Source organism: Desulfitobacterium sp. (genome assembly GCF_034927245.1).
GTDB lineage: Bacteria > Bacillota > Desulfitobacteriia > Desulfitobacteriales > Desulfitobacteriaceae > Desulfitobacterium_A.
This window is the reverse complement of the sequence record NZ_JAYFQK010000026.1, coordinates 25,264-42,825: the sequence shown is the minus strand read 5'-3', so window position 1 is coordinate 42,825 and position 17,562 is coordinate 25,264. Positions and strand designations below refer to the sequence as shown.

Here is a 17,562-nt window from a genome sequence, read left to right as displayed (position 1 = left end):
TTCTGAGGATGTCAAGCCTTGGTAAGGTTCTTCGCGTTGCGTCGAATTAAACCACATGCTCCACCGCTTGTGCGGGCCCCCGTCAATTCCTTTGAGTTTCAACCTTGCGGCCGTACTCCCCAGGCGGAGTGCTTATTGTGTTAACTGCGGCACAGAAGGGGTCGATACCCTCTACACCTAGCACTCATCGTTTACGGCGTGGACTACCAGGGTATCTAATCCTGTTCGCTCCCCACGCTTTCGCGCCTCAGCGTCAGTTACAGTCCAGAAAGTCGCCTTCGCCACTGGTGTTCCTCCACATCTCTACGCATTTCACCGCTACACGTGGAATTCCACTTTCCTCTCCTGTCCTCAAGATCACCAGTTTCCGATGCAGGCTTGGGGTTGAGCCCCAAGTTTTCACACCAGACTTAATGATCCGCCTACGCGCCCTTTACGCCCAATGATTCCGGACAACGCTTGCCCCCTACGTATTACCGCGGCTGCTGGCACGTAGTTAGCCGGGGCTTCCTCCTCAGGTACCGTCATGTACATACAATATTTTCATACCTACCGTTCGTCCCTGAAGACAGTACTTTACAACCCGAAGGCCTTCGTCGTACACGCGGCGTTGCTCCGTCAGACTTTCGTCCATTGCGGAAGATTCCCCACTGCTGCCTCCCGTAGGAGTCTGGGCCGTGTCTCAGTCCCAGTGTGGCCGTTCACCCTCTCAGGCCGGCTACTGATCGTCGCCTTGGTAAGCCGTTACCCCACCAACTAGCTAATCAGACGCGGGTCCATCCATTATCGATAGCATGTTCAGAGGCCATCTTTCCTTAAGCGATGATGCCATCCCTTAAGCGTATCCGGTATTAGCCCTCGTTTCCAAGGGTTGTCCCGGGTTAATGGGCAGGTTACCCACGCGTTACTCACCCGTCCGCCACTAAAAACTCTTAAAGCAAGCTTTTCGAGTTCTCCGTTCGACTTGCATGTGTTAGGCACGCCGCCAGCGTTCGTCCTGAGCCAGGATCAAACTCTCCATAAATTTATGAAGAAAATTTGATTGCTCAAATTGTCTTTTACTCATTGACGAGTCATTGGCTGTTCCTTGTTGTTTAGTTTTCAAAGACCATAAGACTAAACTTGGTTTTTGGTTTGCCGCAGCTACCCGCGACAGTTATTTATTTTAGCAGATCGACTCTTGCGAGTCAAGTACTTTTTTCGCTTCCGAACTTTGTTTAAAACTTTATCGGTTTCCCTCAAAGCTCATCGGCGGGGAGTTTTAGATTAACATTTCTCCTCTCTCGAGTCAACTGTTAATTTTATCCTCCGGGCGCTTGCCAGCATCTTAGCCGGCTTTAGGATATCCGTCCCTCAGCGCTCAATTAGAATACCATAGGCTAAGACTTAATGTCAACACCTATTTTTATATTTACTATATTGTAAAATATATAATATAAACCCGTAAAATATAAACTTCTTCTATAAAGAAATGCTTGAAAGGAATGCTTGGCTTGCGCCGAGCTTCTAGCGCAGACGGCCGCTTCTTGCCGTCCCGATAGTCTCGCACTTGTTTGGCTTCAGCGGCACTTGACCGTCCATTGCCTTCGTATGCTAATAATACAAGAAAGAGAGGCAACACCTCTCTTTCCCTAATATTAAATGATTTGTTATCTACTTATTTCTATTGCTTATTATCATTCAACTTCTTGAATAATCGGCAAAATCATTGGACGGCGACGCGTCTTTTCATAAAAGTGTTTACTCAGCGTATCCCGTACTTGTCCTTTTAATACAGCCCATTCAGTTACGTGACTTTCCTTTAAACGATCCATGGTTTGACGAACTTTTTCTTTTGCGTCAACAAGCATTGATTCAGATTCACGAACATAAACGAAGCCACGCGTTACAATATCAGGCCCGGCGACTATAGCACGAGTTGAACGACTGATCGTCATAACGACAATCAGAATTCCGTCTTGGGATAACTGTTTACGGTCACGTAGAACGATATTGCCAACATCCCCAACACCTAAACCATCAATTAAAACTTTACCGGCTTGTACTTTTCCCGTCATGCTGGCGCCATGACGCGTAAACTCGATAACGCTGCCGTTTTCAGCTAAAAAGATATTTTCTCTTGCCATTCCTAATTGTTCCGCAAGATACATGTGCTGCACCAGCATTCGGTACTCTCCGTGGACCGGAATAAAATACTGCGGGCGAACCATGTTCAGCATCAATTTTAAGTCTTCCTGACTTGCGTGGCCAGACACGTGGACCCCATTAGTTGAACCATAGATCACATTTGCCCCGAGTTTGTAAAGACGATCAATTGTGCGGGCAACCGACTTTTCGTTTCCGGGAATTGGGCTAGCTGAAATAATGACCGTATCTCCCGGCTGAATACTGACACTGCGATGTTCATTCATAGCCATACGCGATAAAGCTGCCATCGGCTCACCCTGGCTTCCTGTTGTCAAAATACAGGCCTGATTACCGGGAAGATTTACAATTTCATCAACATCCACTAAAGTTCCCTCAGGAATATCCAGGTACCCTAATTCAGAGGCAATAGCTACAACATTTACCATACTTCGTCCAACCACGGCCACTTTACGGTTTGTCTTATAAGCCGCAGAAATTGCTTGTTGAATCCGATGTACATTAGATGCAAAGCTAGCAATAATAATGCGCTCTTTAGCGCAACTAAATACTTCTTCAAACGTATGTCCAACATTTCGTTCTGACATCGTTATACCCGTACGCTCAACATTGGTGCTGTCCGACATTAAACAAAGTACCCCTTTGTCCCCCAGCTCAGAGAACTTATGAATATCCATAATTTCGCCGGAAACAGGAGTATGATCAAGTTTAAAATCGCCTGTGTGAACAATCGTACCGAGCGGGGTATGAACAGCTATCCCCACAGCATCGGGAATACTATGGCTGACGCGGATAAATTCAATTCTAAAGATCCCCAGTTTGATAATATCTCGAGGTTCAACGACTGTAGCATTGATATAGTTCAAATTACTTTCCTTGAGTTTTGACTGGATGAGTCCCAACGTTAACCGTGTGGCAAAAATGGGAATATCTAAATCTTTCAGGAGATAGGGTAAAGCTCCGATATGGTCTTCATGACCATGCGTCAATAATATCCCCTGAAGCATCTCCTTATGCTCGATTAAATATGAATAATCCGGAATAACAACGTCAATGCCGAGCATTTCGTCATCAGGAAATGCAAGGCCGGCATCAATTAGGACCATTTGATTATCATAACGAACCACAGTCATATTTTTACCGATCTCACCTAAGCCACCCAAAGGTATAATCTGAACCTTATGTTCCTTTGGCAATTATTTACACCTCCACTATATATTTACTTTCGAATTGCGATATTGTGCCCATTTGGGTAGTCACGTTTCATAAGACGCAATCATAGACAACGAAATTTAGAAATACTGCAACAAACACAACGCCCCTGGTGTTTGCCAGTATTTCGACGCATCAATTTGAAACTAGCCGCACAATTAATCTAATTATCATTATAACTCTTTTATGCGAAACTAGCAAGATCACTGAATTCTCTTACAAAATCCACTTTGTTAAATATTATATAAAACAAGGGTTATTGCAATAGTCCATAATTATGGGCGCGCAAAAAAGGGGCTGTTTTGCGACAGCCCCACAATTTGATTTATTTATTCCCGCTTATCCTAGGGATTATTTTAGATTCGGAAATTTCTGATTAATAATATCGATTATACGTTGGTTCTTAATTTCAATCGGTTTAGTTGCCGGGTCATCACCCAGATCCTCATATTTTATCGCTCCAAAACTATGATCCGCACTAATATGGCCATAGGCATCGGTTTTATTCTTCCACATCATCTGAGTTATATCAAACTTCTCACCTGCATGGCAGGTAGTGCAAACATCAGAAGGATTATCCTTTTTCAGGAGTTGTCCATTTGCATTGGCTTTGTGGGTAGAATGGCATTTAAGACAATTAATATTGGATTCAGCATGGGCACTTGCGAAGAAGTCCCGTGTACCATAATGATTTTGAACCGTGTAATTGCCTTTTGCATCTTTTGCCGGTTCAAGCGGGTGACAGGTGAGACAAGACTTGTCCGAAACATCCATTGTTCCCTTTTTATCCTCGGCAGAAACGTGTATACTTCCGGGACCATGACAAGACTCACAAGAAATTCCCGGTTCATCGGGATTCGTTGTAATTCCGGGTGCATGGCATGAACCACAAGTGAAATTCGAAGCCATCCAATCCCCTTTTCCGTCTTTATCCATATCTTTTTGGCTGGCGGCGGCAATAGTATATTTATCCCCGTCTTTTTCCACCTTGGCTACACGATATATTGAATCTTTAAATCCCGCTTCTTTGGGAACTTCAACAACAATATAATCATTCATCATTACACCGTAGACTTTGGCCTTGGACATATCAATTTTCGTAGAAACAGCCTTTTCCGTATTGCTTGAGTCATAAACTGTGATTTCACCTAAGGGCTGTGAAGTCGGAAAATCAGAAAGTGGTTTAAAAGCATGACCATGACCCGTGTTGGCTACTGATGCGGCTTCTTCGGCATGACAGACTTTACAGGTATCTGTGCCAACATATGTAGCTTCCTGCATATTAGCCGTTTCTTTAGATTGTTCCGGTGCTGTAGCAGGCTGGCTACCACAACCCGCAAGAACACCTCCCGCTAATGTTGTGAATGCTAAAGCAAGGACAAACTGTTTTACTCTTTTCACATTCTTTTCCCCCTAACTTCTTCTGACACGTGAAAACTACTGTTTCACCTCCTACTTTGTTGTGTCAAGGATTACATTCTTTAGATGCATAGCCTTTAACTGGTAATGACATTTTCCATTTTAGCAAATATTTTAATAATTTACTAGATAATGTTCACAAAAAAATCATAAAAAAACTGTCGTCACTGATGACAACAGTTTTTTTATATACCATCATAAAGATAAATTTTACTTTATCGGTTAAAATTTATCCTTCTTTTACCCTCTTAAGAAGGTTTGTTAAAAACTCTTTTTCTTCGGGATTGGCATCTACAAGAGGTAAACGTACTTTTCCTGCTTTAATTCCAAGCGTATTGACTAAGTATTTAACAGGCACCGGATTTGCGGTAATAAAAATTCCCTTGAAAATCGGCATAAGTTTAAGGTGCCATTGCAACGCTTTTTTCGTATCTCCTTCAAACCAAGCATCAACCATTTTCTTCATTTCATCCCCCACGACATGCGAGGCAACGCTGATTATCCCGCTGCAGCCGAGGGCAAGCATAGGCAGTGTGAGCGAATCATCTCCGCTGTAGACCATAAAATCTTCAGGAAGTATTCGTTTCAGTTCACTTACTTGATCCATCATGCCGACGGCTTCTTTTAAAGCCACGATATTCGGAACTTTACTTAAACGAAGAACCGTTTCGGGGAGTAAATTGATTGATGTTCTACCCGGAATATTGTAAAGCATCAGAGGAAGTTCCGATGCTTCGGCGATCACCCGAAAATGTTGGTATAATCCCTCTTGAGATGGTTTGTTGTAATAAGGGACAACCGCCATTAAGCCATCGACACCCGTTTTTGCCGCTTTCTGGGCTAACGCAACACTATTTGCGGTCGAGTTCGAACCAATGCCGGCAATCACAATAACATCCTTACCCACAGCCTCTTTTACAACTCGGAATAATTCCAGTTTTTCATCTGTACTCAAAGTTGGCGATTCTCCGGTTGTACCCGCGACAACAATGCCGTCCGAGCCGTGTTCGGCTAAATATTTGGCCAAGCGGCCGGCTTCTTCAAAATCCACATCCGAATTGTCTTTCATAGGAGTAACCATAGCCGTTAAAATTTTACCAAAGTCCATTTTTCTCAACTCCCTCTTATATTAAGCCCCCAGTTTAAATTTCTTATGCAAGGCTTGAACTGCTTTAACCATATTTTCCTGATCGACAAGAACCCATATTGTGGTATGGGAGTCTGCCGACTGCAAAATACGAACACCGGCATCGGATAAAGCCTCTGCCATATCTGCCATTACTCCCGGTACTCCATGAATTCCCGCTCCGACTATGGACACTTTTGCACAACTTGGAACAACTGAGGGGTTAAAACCCATATTTTCCAGAATTTTAACCGCTTTATCAGCCTCATCATCTCTTACCGTGTATAATATGGCCTCCGGCTGAACACTGATAAAGTCCACACTAATATCGGCGAGTGCCATTCCCCTAAATATTTGTTTATTGGCAAGTAAGATATCCGGTAGGTTCAGGGTAGGTATACAAATTTGAGTGACCTTAGGAGTATGTGCTATTCCCGTTATCGTTCGATCCCCCGTAATATCTGTGCCAACGCTCATATCCGCTTGAAGGCTTGTCACTAAAGTACCCGGCGCATCGGAGAAGGCACATTTTATTCTTAGGGGAATATTGCGCTGCATCGCAATCTCGACTGCCCTAGGATGAATCACCTTAGCTCCCTGATGCGCTAATTGGCAAATTTCATTATAAGTAACGACATCTATAATGCGGGCATCTTCAACAATACGAGGATCAGCTGTCATAATTCCCTCGACATCAGTATAAATATCAATGGCTTCGGCATTCAAAGCAACGCCCAGGGCTGAAGCGGTCGTATCACTTCCTCCGCGTCCAAGGGTTGTAACTTGTCCATCTTCCGTGATCCCTTGAAATCCTGTAACAACAACAACTTTACCCTCTTTTAAGTGCTCGACAATCTTTTTGGGTTCAACTCGAATGATTCGAGCATCACCGAAGTTGTTATTCGTAATAATTCCTGCCTGACCCCCGGTCAAAAGTACCGCATCAAAGCCTAAACTCTTGAGGGTGCTCACCATCACAGTCCCCGATATTACTTCCCCGCAACTTATCAAAAGATCGAGTTCCCTCTGTGGCAATTCAGTTGAAATTCCTTTAACCATGTTTATAAATGTATCAGTCGCGTATGGATCTCCCGTTCTGCCAATCGCTGATACAACTACAACCGGTGAGAAACCTTCTCTTATCGCTTCCGAAATCTTAGCCGTCACTTGAGAGCGCCGTTCGGCCGTTGCTAAAGAAGTCCCGCCAAATTTTTGAACTAAGACTCGCATCCGAACTCCCCCACTCACTCCATATTTGTTCTTACACAACCCCAATATAAGGTGTTTCTAAAGAAGCAGTTCCGCAATCTGTACGGCGTTCGTAGCTGCCCCTTTACGGATCTGATCACCGACGACCCAGATGTTCAGTCCGTTGGCGATCGAATAATCTTCTCGAATCCGGCCTACATAAACTTCATCCGTATCCGAAGTATAGAAAGGCATCGGGTACTGATCTTTTGCCGAATCATCAATGACCTTTACTCCGGGCGCTTTGCTCAAGGCTTCTTTAACCTCGGCAGCACTGACCTTCCGCTGTGTTTCAATATTAATTGACTCAGAATGACTGCGGAACACCGGCACCCTAACCGTTGTGGCTGTAATGGCCATATCAGGTACATGGAATATTTTACGTGTTTCTTTGACCATTTTCCATTCTTCCTTAGTGTAATCACCTTCCTGGAAAACGTCAATTCTCGGAATCAAGTTGGAGGCAATTTGGTAAGGGAAAACTTCGCTTACAACCTCTTCACCATTGGCCATCGCTTTCATTTGGGCTTCAAGTTCCTCAATTCCTTCACGTCCGGCGCCCGAAACCGCTTGATAAGTAGAGACCACGATACGTTTAATTCCGGCCAGATCGAAAATGGGCTTTAAGGCCACATTGGCAATGATGGTTGAACAATTCGGGTTGGCAATAATTCCTTTATGCCACTTTACATCTTCCGGATTCACTTCCGGCACGATAAGCGGGACTTCCGGATCAAGCCGAAATGCGCTACTGTTATCAATAACGACGGCGCCACTACGAACAGCCGCTTCGGCAAATACCGTACTTGCCGATCCACCCGCAAATAAAGCGATATCTATATTTTTGAAACTTTGAGGGGTCGTTTCTTCCACCTCAAATTCACGTCCTTGCCACGTTATCTTTTTACCGGCCGAACGTTTTGTCGCCAAAAGGCGTAATTCGTCAACCGGAAAATTCCTCTCGGCAAAGATTTTTAAAAACTCTTGTCCTACGGCTCCTGTAGCACCAACAATAGCAACATTTGGCATGTAAGCCCCTCCTTAGAATATTTATGTTCAAAATTATTGAAAAGGGTGCCGTGCTTATTGAAAAGCATGGCACCTATAAATAATCGACCCTGCCTTAAACAATCAATGATAATCCACTAATATGGGCTGAATTTGTTTTCCCTCGCACGCTAACAGAACGGTATCGGGAACCATATCCATATGCGCTACTAATGAATTCGATTTATTAACCGGGCTATCCTGCCCAAATGGAACAAAATAAATATTTTTTGTTGCTAATAAAGTTCCAATATTTCGAGCATTAAGTCCTAATCCATCATTAGTGGAAATAGCAATCACTAAAGGGCGTTGATTGCGCAGATGGGCTTTCGCCGCCATGAGCACCGGTGTATCCGTAATTCCGGCGGCTAATTTGGCAAGGGTGTTTCCCGTACACGGAGCTATCACTAAACAATCGAATTTTTTCTGAGGTCCAATCGGTTCCGCAGTCGGGATTGTAGAAATCAGATCCTTTTTCGTAATTTCGGAAAACTTTCTTTTCCAATCTTCAGCTTTACCAAAACGTGTATCCATACTATTGACAGAGTAAGAGATAATCGGGGTAACATCTGCGCCTTCATCGACTAAACGTTGTAAAACCCCTGTAATTTCATGCAATGTACAATGAGAACCCGTGATTGCCATTCCAACTTTCAACCCGTTAAATCTCATTCCTTCGCACCTCCACTTCAAGTCTTATAGAAGTGTTCATTATCGTGTTTAAGTGACGAAGAATAAGCTGAGGGTAGACTTGAGCCAGAATTTTAGCAGCCGATTTCGGAGCAACTATTCCCGGCAGTCCCGGAGCCAGCATGGCTTTAATTCCGAGCAGCTGCGCGTATTCAAAATCCGTTCCTCCGGGAATCGAGGCAATATCAACGATAACCGCATCTTTGGAAACTTGCTCTAACAAGACCTTATCCAGAATTAGTTGAGGAACCGTATTAAATATAAAATCCGCCCGGCCAATTTCCTTTTCAAGGTCTGAGAAATGAAGGGCATTGATGCCCATCTCCGTTGCCCGAGCTATATCAGCCGGTTTGCGAGCTACCCCTGTAACCTGAGCACCCATCCCCTTTAATGTTCGAGCAATTGTCCATCCGTTACGGCCGAGACCCAAGACAAAGCTCTGGCTTCCATGAATTGTAATCACGGAGGAATCCATCGCCATTGAAATAGCCCCTTCGGCAGAAGGTATTGAGTTAAGAATGGCAACTTCATCAAGAAATGCAGTTTCGATAACCCGAATTCCCATCATTTCTGCTGCAGACTTTAGAGCCGGTCGGGCCCAGCCGATAATCAGCGGTACATGTGGGGAGATTGCTTGAAGGACTTCCCTATCCAGGACTATTGGATAATTTGCATACTTCGCTTTGATAACGCCTCGTTCATCGGTACCATACATTGGGAAAAGCAGAACATCCGCTTGTTTTACCGCTTCAATCAGGGATGATGCATGATTTAGGCCATTTATCGGTGCCGCTTTTTCAAAGCCGACTCCGACTATGTAGGCCCCTAATTTTTCTAATTCAGGAATTAGAAAAAGTTCTCGATCATCCCCTCCGATCACGGCCAGTCGAATTCCTTTCAGACTCGCACTCATCTTTATGCCCCCTTTGAGACTGATGTCCCATGACTACTAACCAGTATATGAGGGAGAGATGAATGCGGTTCCCTGAGGAAATTTCCTATTCAAGGAAATTATCGAGTCCAATGACCAGCGAAGTAAGCCCCAGAGCCTTTCGTATGGCCAGCATAACACCGGGCATATAAGTTTCGCGCGAATAAGCATCATGACGAATCGTTAAGGTTTGTCCTAACCCTCCGAAAAGGACTTCCTGATGAGCGATAAGACCGGGTAAGCGAACCGAATGAATATGCATTCCATCCACATCCGCACCGCGTGCACCTTGAACTTTTTCATATTCATTAGGATGTCCTTGGACCGTAGGTTTACGAACCTCAGAAATCCATTCCGCTGTTTTTAGTGCGGTCCCCGAAGGCGCATCTAATTTCTGGTCATGATGAAGCTCAATGATTTCTACATTAGGAAAGTATTTTGCTGTTTCTTGCGCAAACCGCATCATAAGAATAGCGCCAATTGCAAAATTCGGTGCGATAAAAGCCCCTGATTTTTCCCGATCCACAAGTTCCCGAATTTCGGCCAGATCGGTTTCGTCGAGACCTGTTGTGCCAATAACGGGTACAACACCCTCAGCGATTGCCAGTTTGGCATTTTTTAAAACGGATTGAGGGTTCGTAAAATCAACCAGGATATCCGCCTGACTTGTGCGCAGCATCTCAGCATCCAACGGACCGGACATATCAATTCCGAGTCTCGGTGTACCAATCGCATAGCCAACATCCATTCCCGCTTGACGCGTATCCGATGCCCCTACTAATTGCATATCTTCCTGCTTAAGAATGGTTTTGACTACTTCTTGGCCCATTTTACCGCCGGCGCCGGAAACATATACGCGTATTTTTTTCAATTTATAACGCCTCCATTTATTATCCACGAGGATATGGCAAAACCCCGTTGCCAAAACAGCAAGGCGGGGTTCGTCTAAGTTTCTTTTTATTGTAGTAAATTGTTAAAGTCGTGTCAAATTGAATATTTATTAATTCGTTCTGTTTTATTTATCTATATCAACAATAATTACTTCCGAGCCTATCTTTTTAACGGCTTGCCACGGAATAACGAGAGTGTCCCTTTCTTTATCCCCTATGTTACCCCAAAAGCCGCCAAAGCCTGAACGCGATGTTAAAATAATCGCTTCAATCGCTCCCCCCGAGGAAATCGTCAGATCAGCATCCCCAATTTGACCAAGTTTGGCCCCATCAAATAGATTAATGATTTCTTTTCCTGCCAAATCACTAAGAAGCATATCTACTTCCTCCCCTTATTTGCGTATTTTAAGCCAGATCTGAATCACAAAAGGCTGAATAATGGCCAATATTAAAGAAACTAAGGCAAGCGGTTCAACGATGAAATTGTTTTCACTCCACCACGTTTCGGGAATCTTTAGGAAGGAAAACAATAATTCAAAAGAAAGATAAATTCCTCCTGCCGTACCCACCAGCTGAGTAAGCGCCTTTGAAAGCAGGCTTTCCTTCGGTTCAGAACGCCACATCAGGAGATAGGCCCGCGCCCTAACCGAGGCTAAGATTCCTAAACCCAAACAAAAAAGCCCTAAGGCCTGCATCCTTAACCACCCCTCTATGGGATAGTATGACAAGGAAAACATCCCTAGAACTTATTAAAACGAATCGAGTCGATTGTCTAAATTACCTTCCCGTTGATCCAAATCCGTCCTCTCCGCGTTCGCTTTCCGCAAGTTCCTGCACAGGAAGGAATTGAACTAAATAAACCGGCATAAAAACCATTTGCGCAATACGATCGCCGGAATGAAGTGTAAAAGGATCATGGCCCAGATTAATCATGGCCACTTGAATTTCACCGCGATAGTCCGAGTCAATTACACCGACACCATTGATCAGAGTTAAACCATACTTTGACGCCAATCCGCTTCTCGCAAATACTAAAGCAACAATATCAGGCTGAGGCAGTTCGATTCCGATCCCCGTGGGAATCCTTGCCGTCTGGCCCGGAAGAAGTTCTAAATCCTGCTCCAAAATTGCATGTAAATCCACTCCTGCCGCACCCGGAGTCGCATATTCCGGTACGACAAGTTCGTGTTTGGGTCTCATGTTTTTAATTTTAACCGGAATACAATCCATATTTCTCCCCCACATTTAAGGTTAATGCCAATTCGCTTTGTCAAATAATTGATCTAATTCAAGGTCATGCCCCTTTGGCCCCATCATGACGATGCTGAGTTTGTCTTTAACCCAAAGACGGTTCATGACCCTTTTAACATCTTCCAAGGTTACCTTCTCAAGTTTTTCAACCATCTCTTCGGGAGAAATAACCCGATTATAACTCAATTCGGTTTTACCTAAACGGCTCATCCGACTGCTTACGGATTCGAGTCCGAGGTAAAGACTTCCCTTCACTTGGGCTACCGTTTTTACTAATTCGTCTGCGGTTATGCCATGCGCTTTCATCTTTTGAATCTCGTTAAGAATACATTCAACAACCTCCTGCGTATTATCAGGGGTTGTGCCTGCATAGATTGCGAACATTCCGGCATCAACATAGGTCGAATGGTATGAATAAACAGAGTAAGCCAGTCCTCTTTGTTCTCTTACCTCTTGGAACAATCGAGAGCTCAGCCCTCCCCCGAGGACATTATTGATAATATGCATCGGATAAATATCCTCATCGTCCTGTCCGAGTCCGGGTACTCCCATAACAAGATGCATTTGCTCGGTATCCTTGGTGTTGTAGCGATAAATTCTTTGTCCCTTTGGTGTTCCTTCAAGAATGCGGATTCCGCCTCGTTTAAATTCACCATAGATCGGGGCTAATTTATTAATAACATCTTCATGGTTAATTTTCCCGGCAACGGCAATGACTAAATTTTCCGGTGCATAATGATGCCCGAGATAGTCCATGATTTTTTCCCGGCTTAAACCATGAATACTTTCTACTGTGCCTAATATCGGTTTACCTAAGGGATGATCATTCCAAACATACTCGGAGAAAAGATCATGAATCAGTTCATCCGGGGAATCTTCATACATCTTAATTTCTTCAATGACAACCTTTTTTTCCTTTTCAATTTCTTTTTCATCAAATAAGGAATTGAAAAACATATCGCTCAAAACATCAATGGCCAGATCCATATCTTCATCCAAAACTTTGGCATAAAAACACGTATATTCTTTGGTTGTAAAGGCATTAAGCTGTCCGCCCACACTTTCTAAGGACTCTGCTAAATCTCGTGCGGTTCGTTTTTTTGTGCCTTTAAAAAGCATATGTTCAATAAAATGTGATATTCCTTCATACTCCTCACGCTCATCGCGAGAACCCGCCCCTACCCATAATCCGATCGAAACAGAACGAACATAATCAATCTCTTCGGTAATAATTCGTACACCATTTGGCAAAACAGTCTTTTTGTACACTGTTTTCACATCCCCTCAGCAGTCTAAGTATAAAGCATATCTTTAATATCAGCGAAGAAACGGATTAACGTTTCTCATCTCTCGTTCTGCAATCAAAGGCACGCTTGTTATTTTCTGTCCCTTAAGCCAAACTTCAAGAACTCCGAGCTCTTCACCGGCATAGATCGGTAAATCTGTCGAACGCGTCCATGTAATTTTTGTTTCAATTTTATCTTTTTCTATTTTTAACGCACTAATGTTTACGGAATATTGGGCCAGAGCTTCAAGCGTTTGTGACTGATTCAATGGAAATACTCCGACCTTTTCCCCCGCCTTGACCACTGAGACATTTTCCGTTTGCTCAAATCCCCATTCGAAAAGTTTCTGCGCATCTCCAAAGCGATTAGGCGCATGAAGCACAACCGCAATTAATTGGCGTCCGTCCTTTGTTGCCGATGCCACCAGACATTTTCCCGCCGCATTTGTTGTCCCTGTTTTAACCCCATCGGCATAAGGATAATTCCAGAGAAGTTTATTGGTATTGCGTAAATCCATCAAAAAATCAGGTTCCAGAAAATGTATTTCCGTCTCTTTTTGCCTTATAATCGAAGAAAATGCGGGAAGACTCAATCCATATCGGGCGATCAAGGCTAAATCATAGGCCGTAGAATAGTGATTTTTATGGGGTAAACCATTCGTATTTTCAAAATGGGTATCCTTCGCCCCGAGTGAAAAGGCCTTTTTATTCATCATCTCGATAAATTGGTCCTCACTCCCCGCAATTTGTTCACCAATGGCTACACACGCATCATTTCCCGATTTGATCAAGGCACCCGTAATCATCTCATAGAGTGTGGACTTTTCACCGGGATCAAGATGGATTGTGGATTCCCCCACGGCTGCAGCCTTAGGGCTGACCGTTACAATTTCATCGGGTTTTCCCAGCTCAAGCCCTAAGATCGCGGTCATCATTTTTGTAGTGCTTGCGGGAGCCCGCTTTTTATGAGCTTGCTTATCAAAAAGAACATCCCCTGTAGCCGCATCCATAAGCACAGCCGCATCTGCCGTTACAGTAGGATAAGATGGATTTATGGCTTGTACCGGCTGAACTTCCAGTATAGTAACAAGCAAAGCAAACCAACAGACTTGCTTAAGCTTTAGACTGAACATTATACCACCTCACATTATATGCTATGAGGTAGTATTTCCGACAGGCTGCAATGTTATCAGTTCCGATAACTTTATCATTTTAAAGCCCTCACTGTTTAATCCGTTTAAAATTCTGGGAAGGGCCTTTACCGTATTTTCTTTGGGATGCATTAAAATTATAGCCCCTTCTTTTTTGGGTTTTATCCCGAAACGGACCGCAGGATTTAAGATCCGCTGGGTTATTATTTCAGGAGTACTGTCCGGTCGCCAATCGACCGTATCTAAGGTCCACAAGATCGTTTGATAGCCCAGATTTTGCGCCGCCTTCAAGCCTGATGATCCTTTTTCGCCATAAGGAGGAGCATAGTACTTTGACTTTTGCCCTGTTATATCCTGAATTATTTTTTCCGTCTTCACGATTTCTTCCTCATTTTGAGCTACGGATAACCGATCAGGATGCGGATGGGAGTAACCGTGATTTTCGATTTGGTGTCCACGGGCCAAAATTTCCTTGACTAATTCCGGATTTTTGCTTGCCCAACGGCCGGTTAAAAAGAACGTTGCTTTTGCTTGTCCCTGATCCAATGCATCAAGTATGCCTGGGATATACTCTTCTCCCCAATCCACATTGACCGTAATAGCGATCACTTTTTCCTCGGTTTTGACCTGATCGATCGGTTGCGGTCCCGCCGCTAAAGTTGCGGCGATTCTTTGCTTAAAAAAGACTCCTAAAAGCAATAAACAGCTTATCGCTAATATTTTTATTGTTCTGCGCGAAAGTTTAAAGTACAGATACATCGGCCTACCCCCTTACATTAAGATGTATGCAAGGGGAGGCCGATGCAGAAGTTAGGGTTCGTTTGCGGTTATCTATTTCTGTTAAAATGATTTCCCTGATGGTTATTATTTGTCCCGGCACCAGGGTTAGAGTTAGAGTTAGGGTTAGGGTTAGGGTTAGGATTGGGAATGGCTTCCTTTCGGGAAAGATTGAGCCGGCCTTGCTTATCAATTCCCGTTGCTTTAACGAGAATCTGATCTCCGACTTTGACAACATCCTCAACCTTTTCAACCCGGGTATGTGCCAGTTGAGAAATATGAACAAGCCCCTCTTTCCCACTTAATCCCAGGACACCGGGGATAACTTCGACAAAAGCGCCGAAGTCCATTATGCGGGTCACACGGCCATTGTAAATCCTTCCGACTTCAACATCCTGTGTTAAAGCCTCAATGATCTTAAGTGCCTTTTCCCCGGCTTCACCATCGATCGCTGAGATAAATACACGCCCATCATCTTCGATATCAATTTTGACCCCGGTCTCGTCAATAATCTTCTTAATTGTCTTCCCGCCTGGTCCAATGACATCGCGAATCTTATCCGGATGAATTGACGTTGTAATGATCCGGGGGGCAAACGGCGAAAGTTGAGTTCTTGGTTTGTCAATCACGTTTAAGATCTTACCAAGAATAAACATTCTTCCTTTTTTGGCTTGCTGCAGTGCTTTGTCGAGGATTTCGCGGGAAACGCCTTTGATCTTAATATCCATCTGCAGTGCGGTAACACCTTCACGTGTTCCGGCAACCTTAAAGTCCATATCCCCATCATGGTCTTCAAGTCCTTGAATATCAGTAAGAATCGCGATTTGGTTTTCTTCGCTGATCAGCCCCATCGCAATCCCCGCAACGGGTGATTTAATGGGAACCCCGGCATCCATCAAGGCAAGTGTACTGCCGCAAACTGAAGCCATAGAACTTGAGCCGTTGGATTCCAATACTTCCGAAACAAGCCGGATCGTATAAGGAAACTCTGTTTCATCCGGAATAACCGGAAGGAGAGCACGCTCTGCCAAGGCCCCATGTCCTATTTCACGACGCCCCGGTCCTCTCATCGGTCGAGTTTCACCCACGCTGAAGGGCGGGAAATTATAATGGTGAATATAGCGTTTTGACTTTTCAAGTCCCAGCCCATCCAGAATTTGTTCGTCACCGCTCGCTCCCAACGTTGCCACAGTCAGAACCTGAGTTTGACCGCGGGTAAAGAGCCCCGTACCATGGGTTCGGGGGAGTATTCCCACCTCGATCGTAATCGGTCTGATTTCGTCCAGGGCACGTCCATCGGGACGGATATGTTCAACGGTAATTAAGCGGCGTACAATTCTATGCACTAAATTTTCAAGAGCACGATCGACATAATTGATTTCTTCGGGGAACTCCTCGGCAAAATGCTCCAAAGTCTCATCCTTAACCGCTTTGACAGCCACTTCACGTGCTTTCTTTTCTTCCGTACGAACGGCTTGATCCATTTTTTCGAAAGCATATGTGTTTACAGCTTCCACGATGTGAGCGGGGATTTGATCCACTTGAACTTCCTGTTTATCTTTAGCAAGTCCCATCTCTAAAGCCTCAGCACGGAACTGCTCAATAAATTCGCAAATTTTCTGTACTTCTTGATGTCCAAACATAATGGCTTCAAGCATTTGGTCTTCCGGGACTTCCTGAGCGCCCGCTTCAACCATCATCACTGCATCTTTAGTTCCTGCAACCGTTAAATGCATGCGGCTTTTTTCCGCCTGCTCAACCGTAGGATTTATGCAGAATTCATCATCAACCAGGCCCACGGTAACAGCTGCTACCGGCCCTTCAAAAGGGATATTAGAAATGGTTAAGGCTGCCGATGCAGCATTAATACCTGTAATATCTGAAGCACAGTCCTGATCAACTGACATGACCATAGCTATAACTTGCACATCATTGCGATACCCTTCCGGAAATAACGGACGAATGGGGCGGTCGATAAGCCGTGATGATAAAATAGCCTTTTCACTGGCACGCCCTTCCCGTTTAATAAATCCGCCGGGAATTTTCCCCGCAGCATATAAACGTTCTTCAAACTCAACCGTCAGCGGAAAGAAATCAATTCCTTCCCTTGGTTCGGAACTTCCTGTTGCAAAAGCTGAAACCACGGTTTCTCCATACTGACAAAAGACCGCACCTCCGGCCTGCTTTCCAATCTTTCCGGTCTGAAACATCAGGGTCCTTCCCCCGACCTGAATCGACCGTTCTAATACTCCATCTTGCACTATGGAACCTCCTTAATTCTATCCATCTTCTTAACTTGTTTCCACTTCGACATGTTATTATTATTTCCTGCATTTTGGATAAAAAATCTAGCAAATCGCATTAAATTCGTGAGAAATACAGTTTTGAAG

Annotated in this window: 14 protein-coding genes, 1 rRNA gene and 1 pseudogene; all 16 read right to left on the bottom strand. The window is 44.2% G+C overall.

Features of this window, described 5'->3' with window-relative positions; all coding sequences use genetic code 11:
• Positions 1–1,024: ribosomal RNA gene (locus tag VB077_RS07840) — 16S ribosomal RNA — on the bottom strand; the annotation flags it as partial.
• A 652-nt stretch (positions 1,025–1,676) separates the two neighbouring features.
• Positions 1,677–3,341 carry a ribonuclease J gene (locus VB077_RS07835; RefSeq protein ID WP_323414672.1) on the bottom strand — a complete coding sequence of 555 codons (1,665 nt, stop codon included), beginning with the start codon at positions 3,339–3,341 and terminating at the stop codon, positions 1,677–1,679.
• Between the two features lie 367 nt (positions 3,342–3,708).
• Positions 3,709–4,758 carry a cytochrome c3 family protein gene (locus VB077_RS07830; RefSeq protein WP_323414671.1) on the bottom strand — a complete coding sequence of 350 codons (1,050 nt, stop codon included), beginning with the start codon at positions 4,756–4,758 and terminating at the stop codon, positions 3,709–3,711.
• A gap of 247 nt (positions 4,759–5,005) precedes the next feature.
• Positions 5,006–5,884, bottom strand: a complete 879-nt coding sequence (gene dapA, locus VB077_RS07825) for a 4-hydroxy-tetrahydrodipicolinate synthase (protein ID WP_323414670.1) — start codon at positions 5,882–5,884, stop codon at positions 5,006–5,008.
• A gap of 21 nt (positions 5,885–5,905) precedes the next feature.
• Positions 5,906–7,132: an aspartate kinase gene (gene dapG, locus VB077_RS07820; protein ID WP_323414669.1), complete on the bottom strand. Its 1,227-nt coding sequence runs from the start codon at positions 7,130–7,132 to the stop codon at positions 5,906–5,908.
• Between the two features lie 57 nt (positions 7,133–7,189).
• Positions 7,190–8,179, bottom strand: coding sequence for an aspartate-semialdehyde dehydrogenase (locus VB077_RS07815; protein WP_323414668.1), 990 nt, complete (start codon positions 8,177–8,179; stop codon positions 7,190–7,192).
• Between the two features lie 102 nt (positions 8,180–8,281).
• Entirely contained in the window at positions 8,282–8,869 is a 588-nt protein-coding gene (locus tag VB077_RS07810) for a dipicolinate synthase subunit B (RefSeq protein WP_323414667.1), read from the bottom strand.
• Positions 8,859–9,800 (bottom strand): dipicolinate synthase subunit DpsA, encoded by a 942-nt coding sequence (dpsA, locus tag VB077_RS07805; protein ID WP_323414666.1) that lies wholly within the window; start codon positions 9,798–9,800, stop codon positions 8,859–8,861. Before dpsA ends, VB077_RS07810 begins: the two co-directional genes overlap by 11 nt.
• 85 nt (positions 9,801–9,885) lie before the next feature.
• On the bottom strand, positions 9,886–10,689 hold the full coding sequence (gene dapB, locus VB077_RS07800; RefSeq protein ID WP_323414665.1) for a 4-hydroxy-tetrahydrodipicolinate reductase: 804 nt from the start codon (positions 10,687–10,689) through the stop codon (positions 9,886–9,888).
• A gap of 113 nt (positions 10,690–10,802) precedes the next feature.
• Positions 10,803–11,085: pseudogene (locus tag VB077_RS07795) on the bottom strand (YlmC/YmxH family sporulation protein).
• A 15-nt stretch (positions 11,086–11,100) separates the two neighbouring features.
• Positions 11,101–11,403: a hypothetical protein gene (locus tag VB077_RS07790; protein ID WP_323414663.1), complete on the bottom strand. Its 303-nt coding sequence runs from the start codon at positions 11,401–11,403 to the stop codon at positions 11,101–11,103.
• An 82-nt stretch (positions 11,404–11,485) separates the two neighbouring features.
• On the bottom strand, positions 11,486–11,938 hold the full coding sequence (gene dut / locus VB077_RS07785) for a dUTP diphosphatase (protein WP_323414662.1): 453 nt from the start codon (positions 11,936–11,938) through the stop codon (positions 11,486–11,488).
• Between the two features lie 21 nt (positions 11,939–11,959).
• Positions 11,960–13,228, bottom strand: coding sequence for a pitrilysin family protein (locus tag VB077_RS07780; protein WP_323414661.1), 1,269 nt, complete (start codon positions 13,226–13,228; stop codon positions 11,960–11,962).
• 48 nt (positions 13,229–13,276) lie between these two features.
• The gene (locus tag VB077_RS07775; protein WP_323414660.1) at positions 13,277–14,377 is read right to left on the bottom strand and encodes a D-alanyl-D-alanine carboxypeptidase family protein; all 1,101 of its coding nucleotides are present in this window, start codon (positions 14,375–14,377) and stop codon (positions 13,277–13,279) included.
• Between the two features lie 21 nt (positions 14,378–14,398).
• On the bottom strand, positions 14,399–15,154 hold the full coding sequence (locus VB077_RS07770) for a polysaccharide deacetylase family protein (RefSeq protein ID WP_323414659.1): 756 nt from the start codon (positions 15,152–15,154) through the stop codon (positions 14,399–14,401).
• Between the two features lie 68 nt (positions 15,155–15,222).
• Positions 15,223–17,433 (bottom strand): polyribonucleotide nucleotidyltransferase, encoded by a 2,211-nt coding sequence (locus VB077_RS07765; RefSeq protein ID WP_323414658.1) that lies wholly within the window; start codon positions 17,431–17,433, stop codon positions 15,223–15,225.
• Between the last annotated feature and the right edge of the window lie 129 nt (positions 17,434–17,562).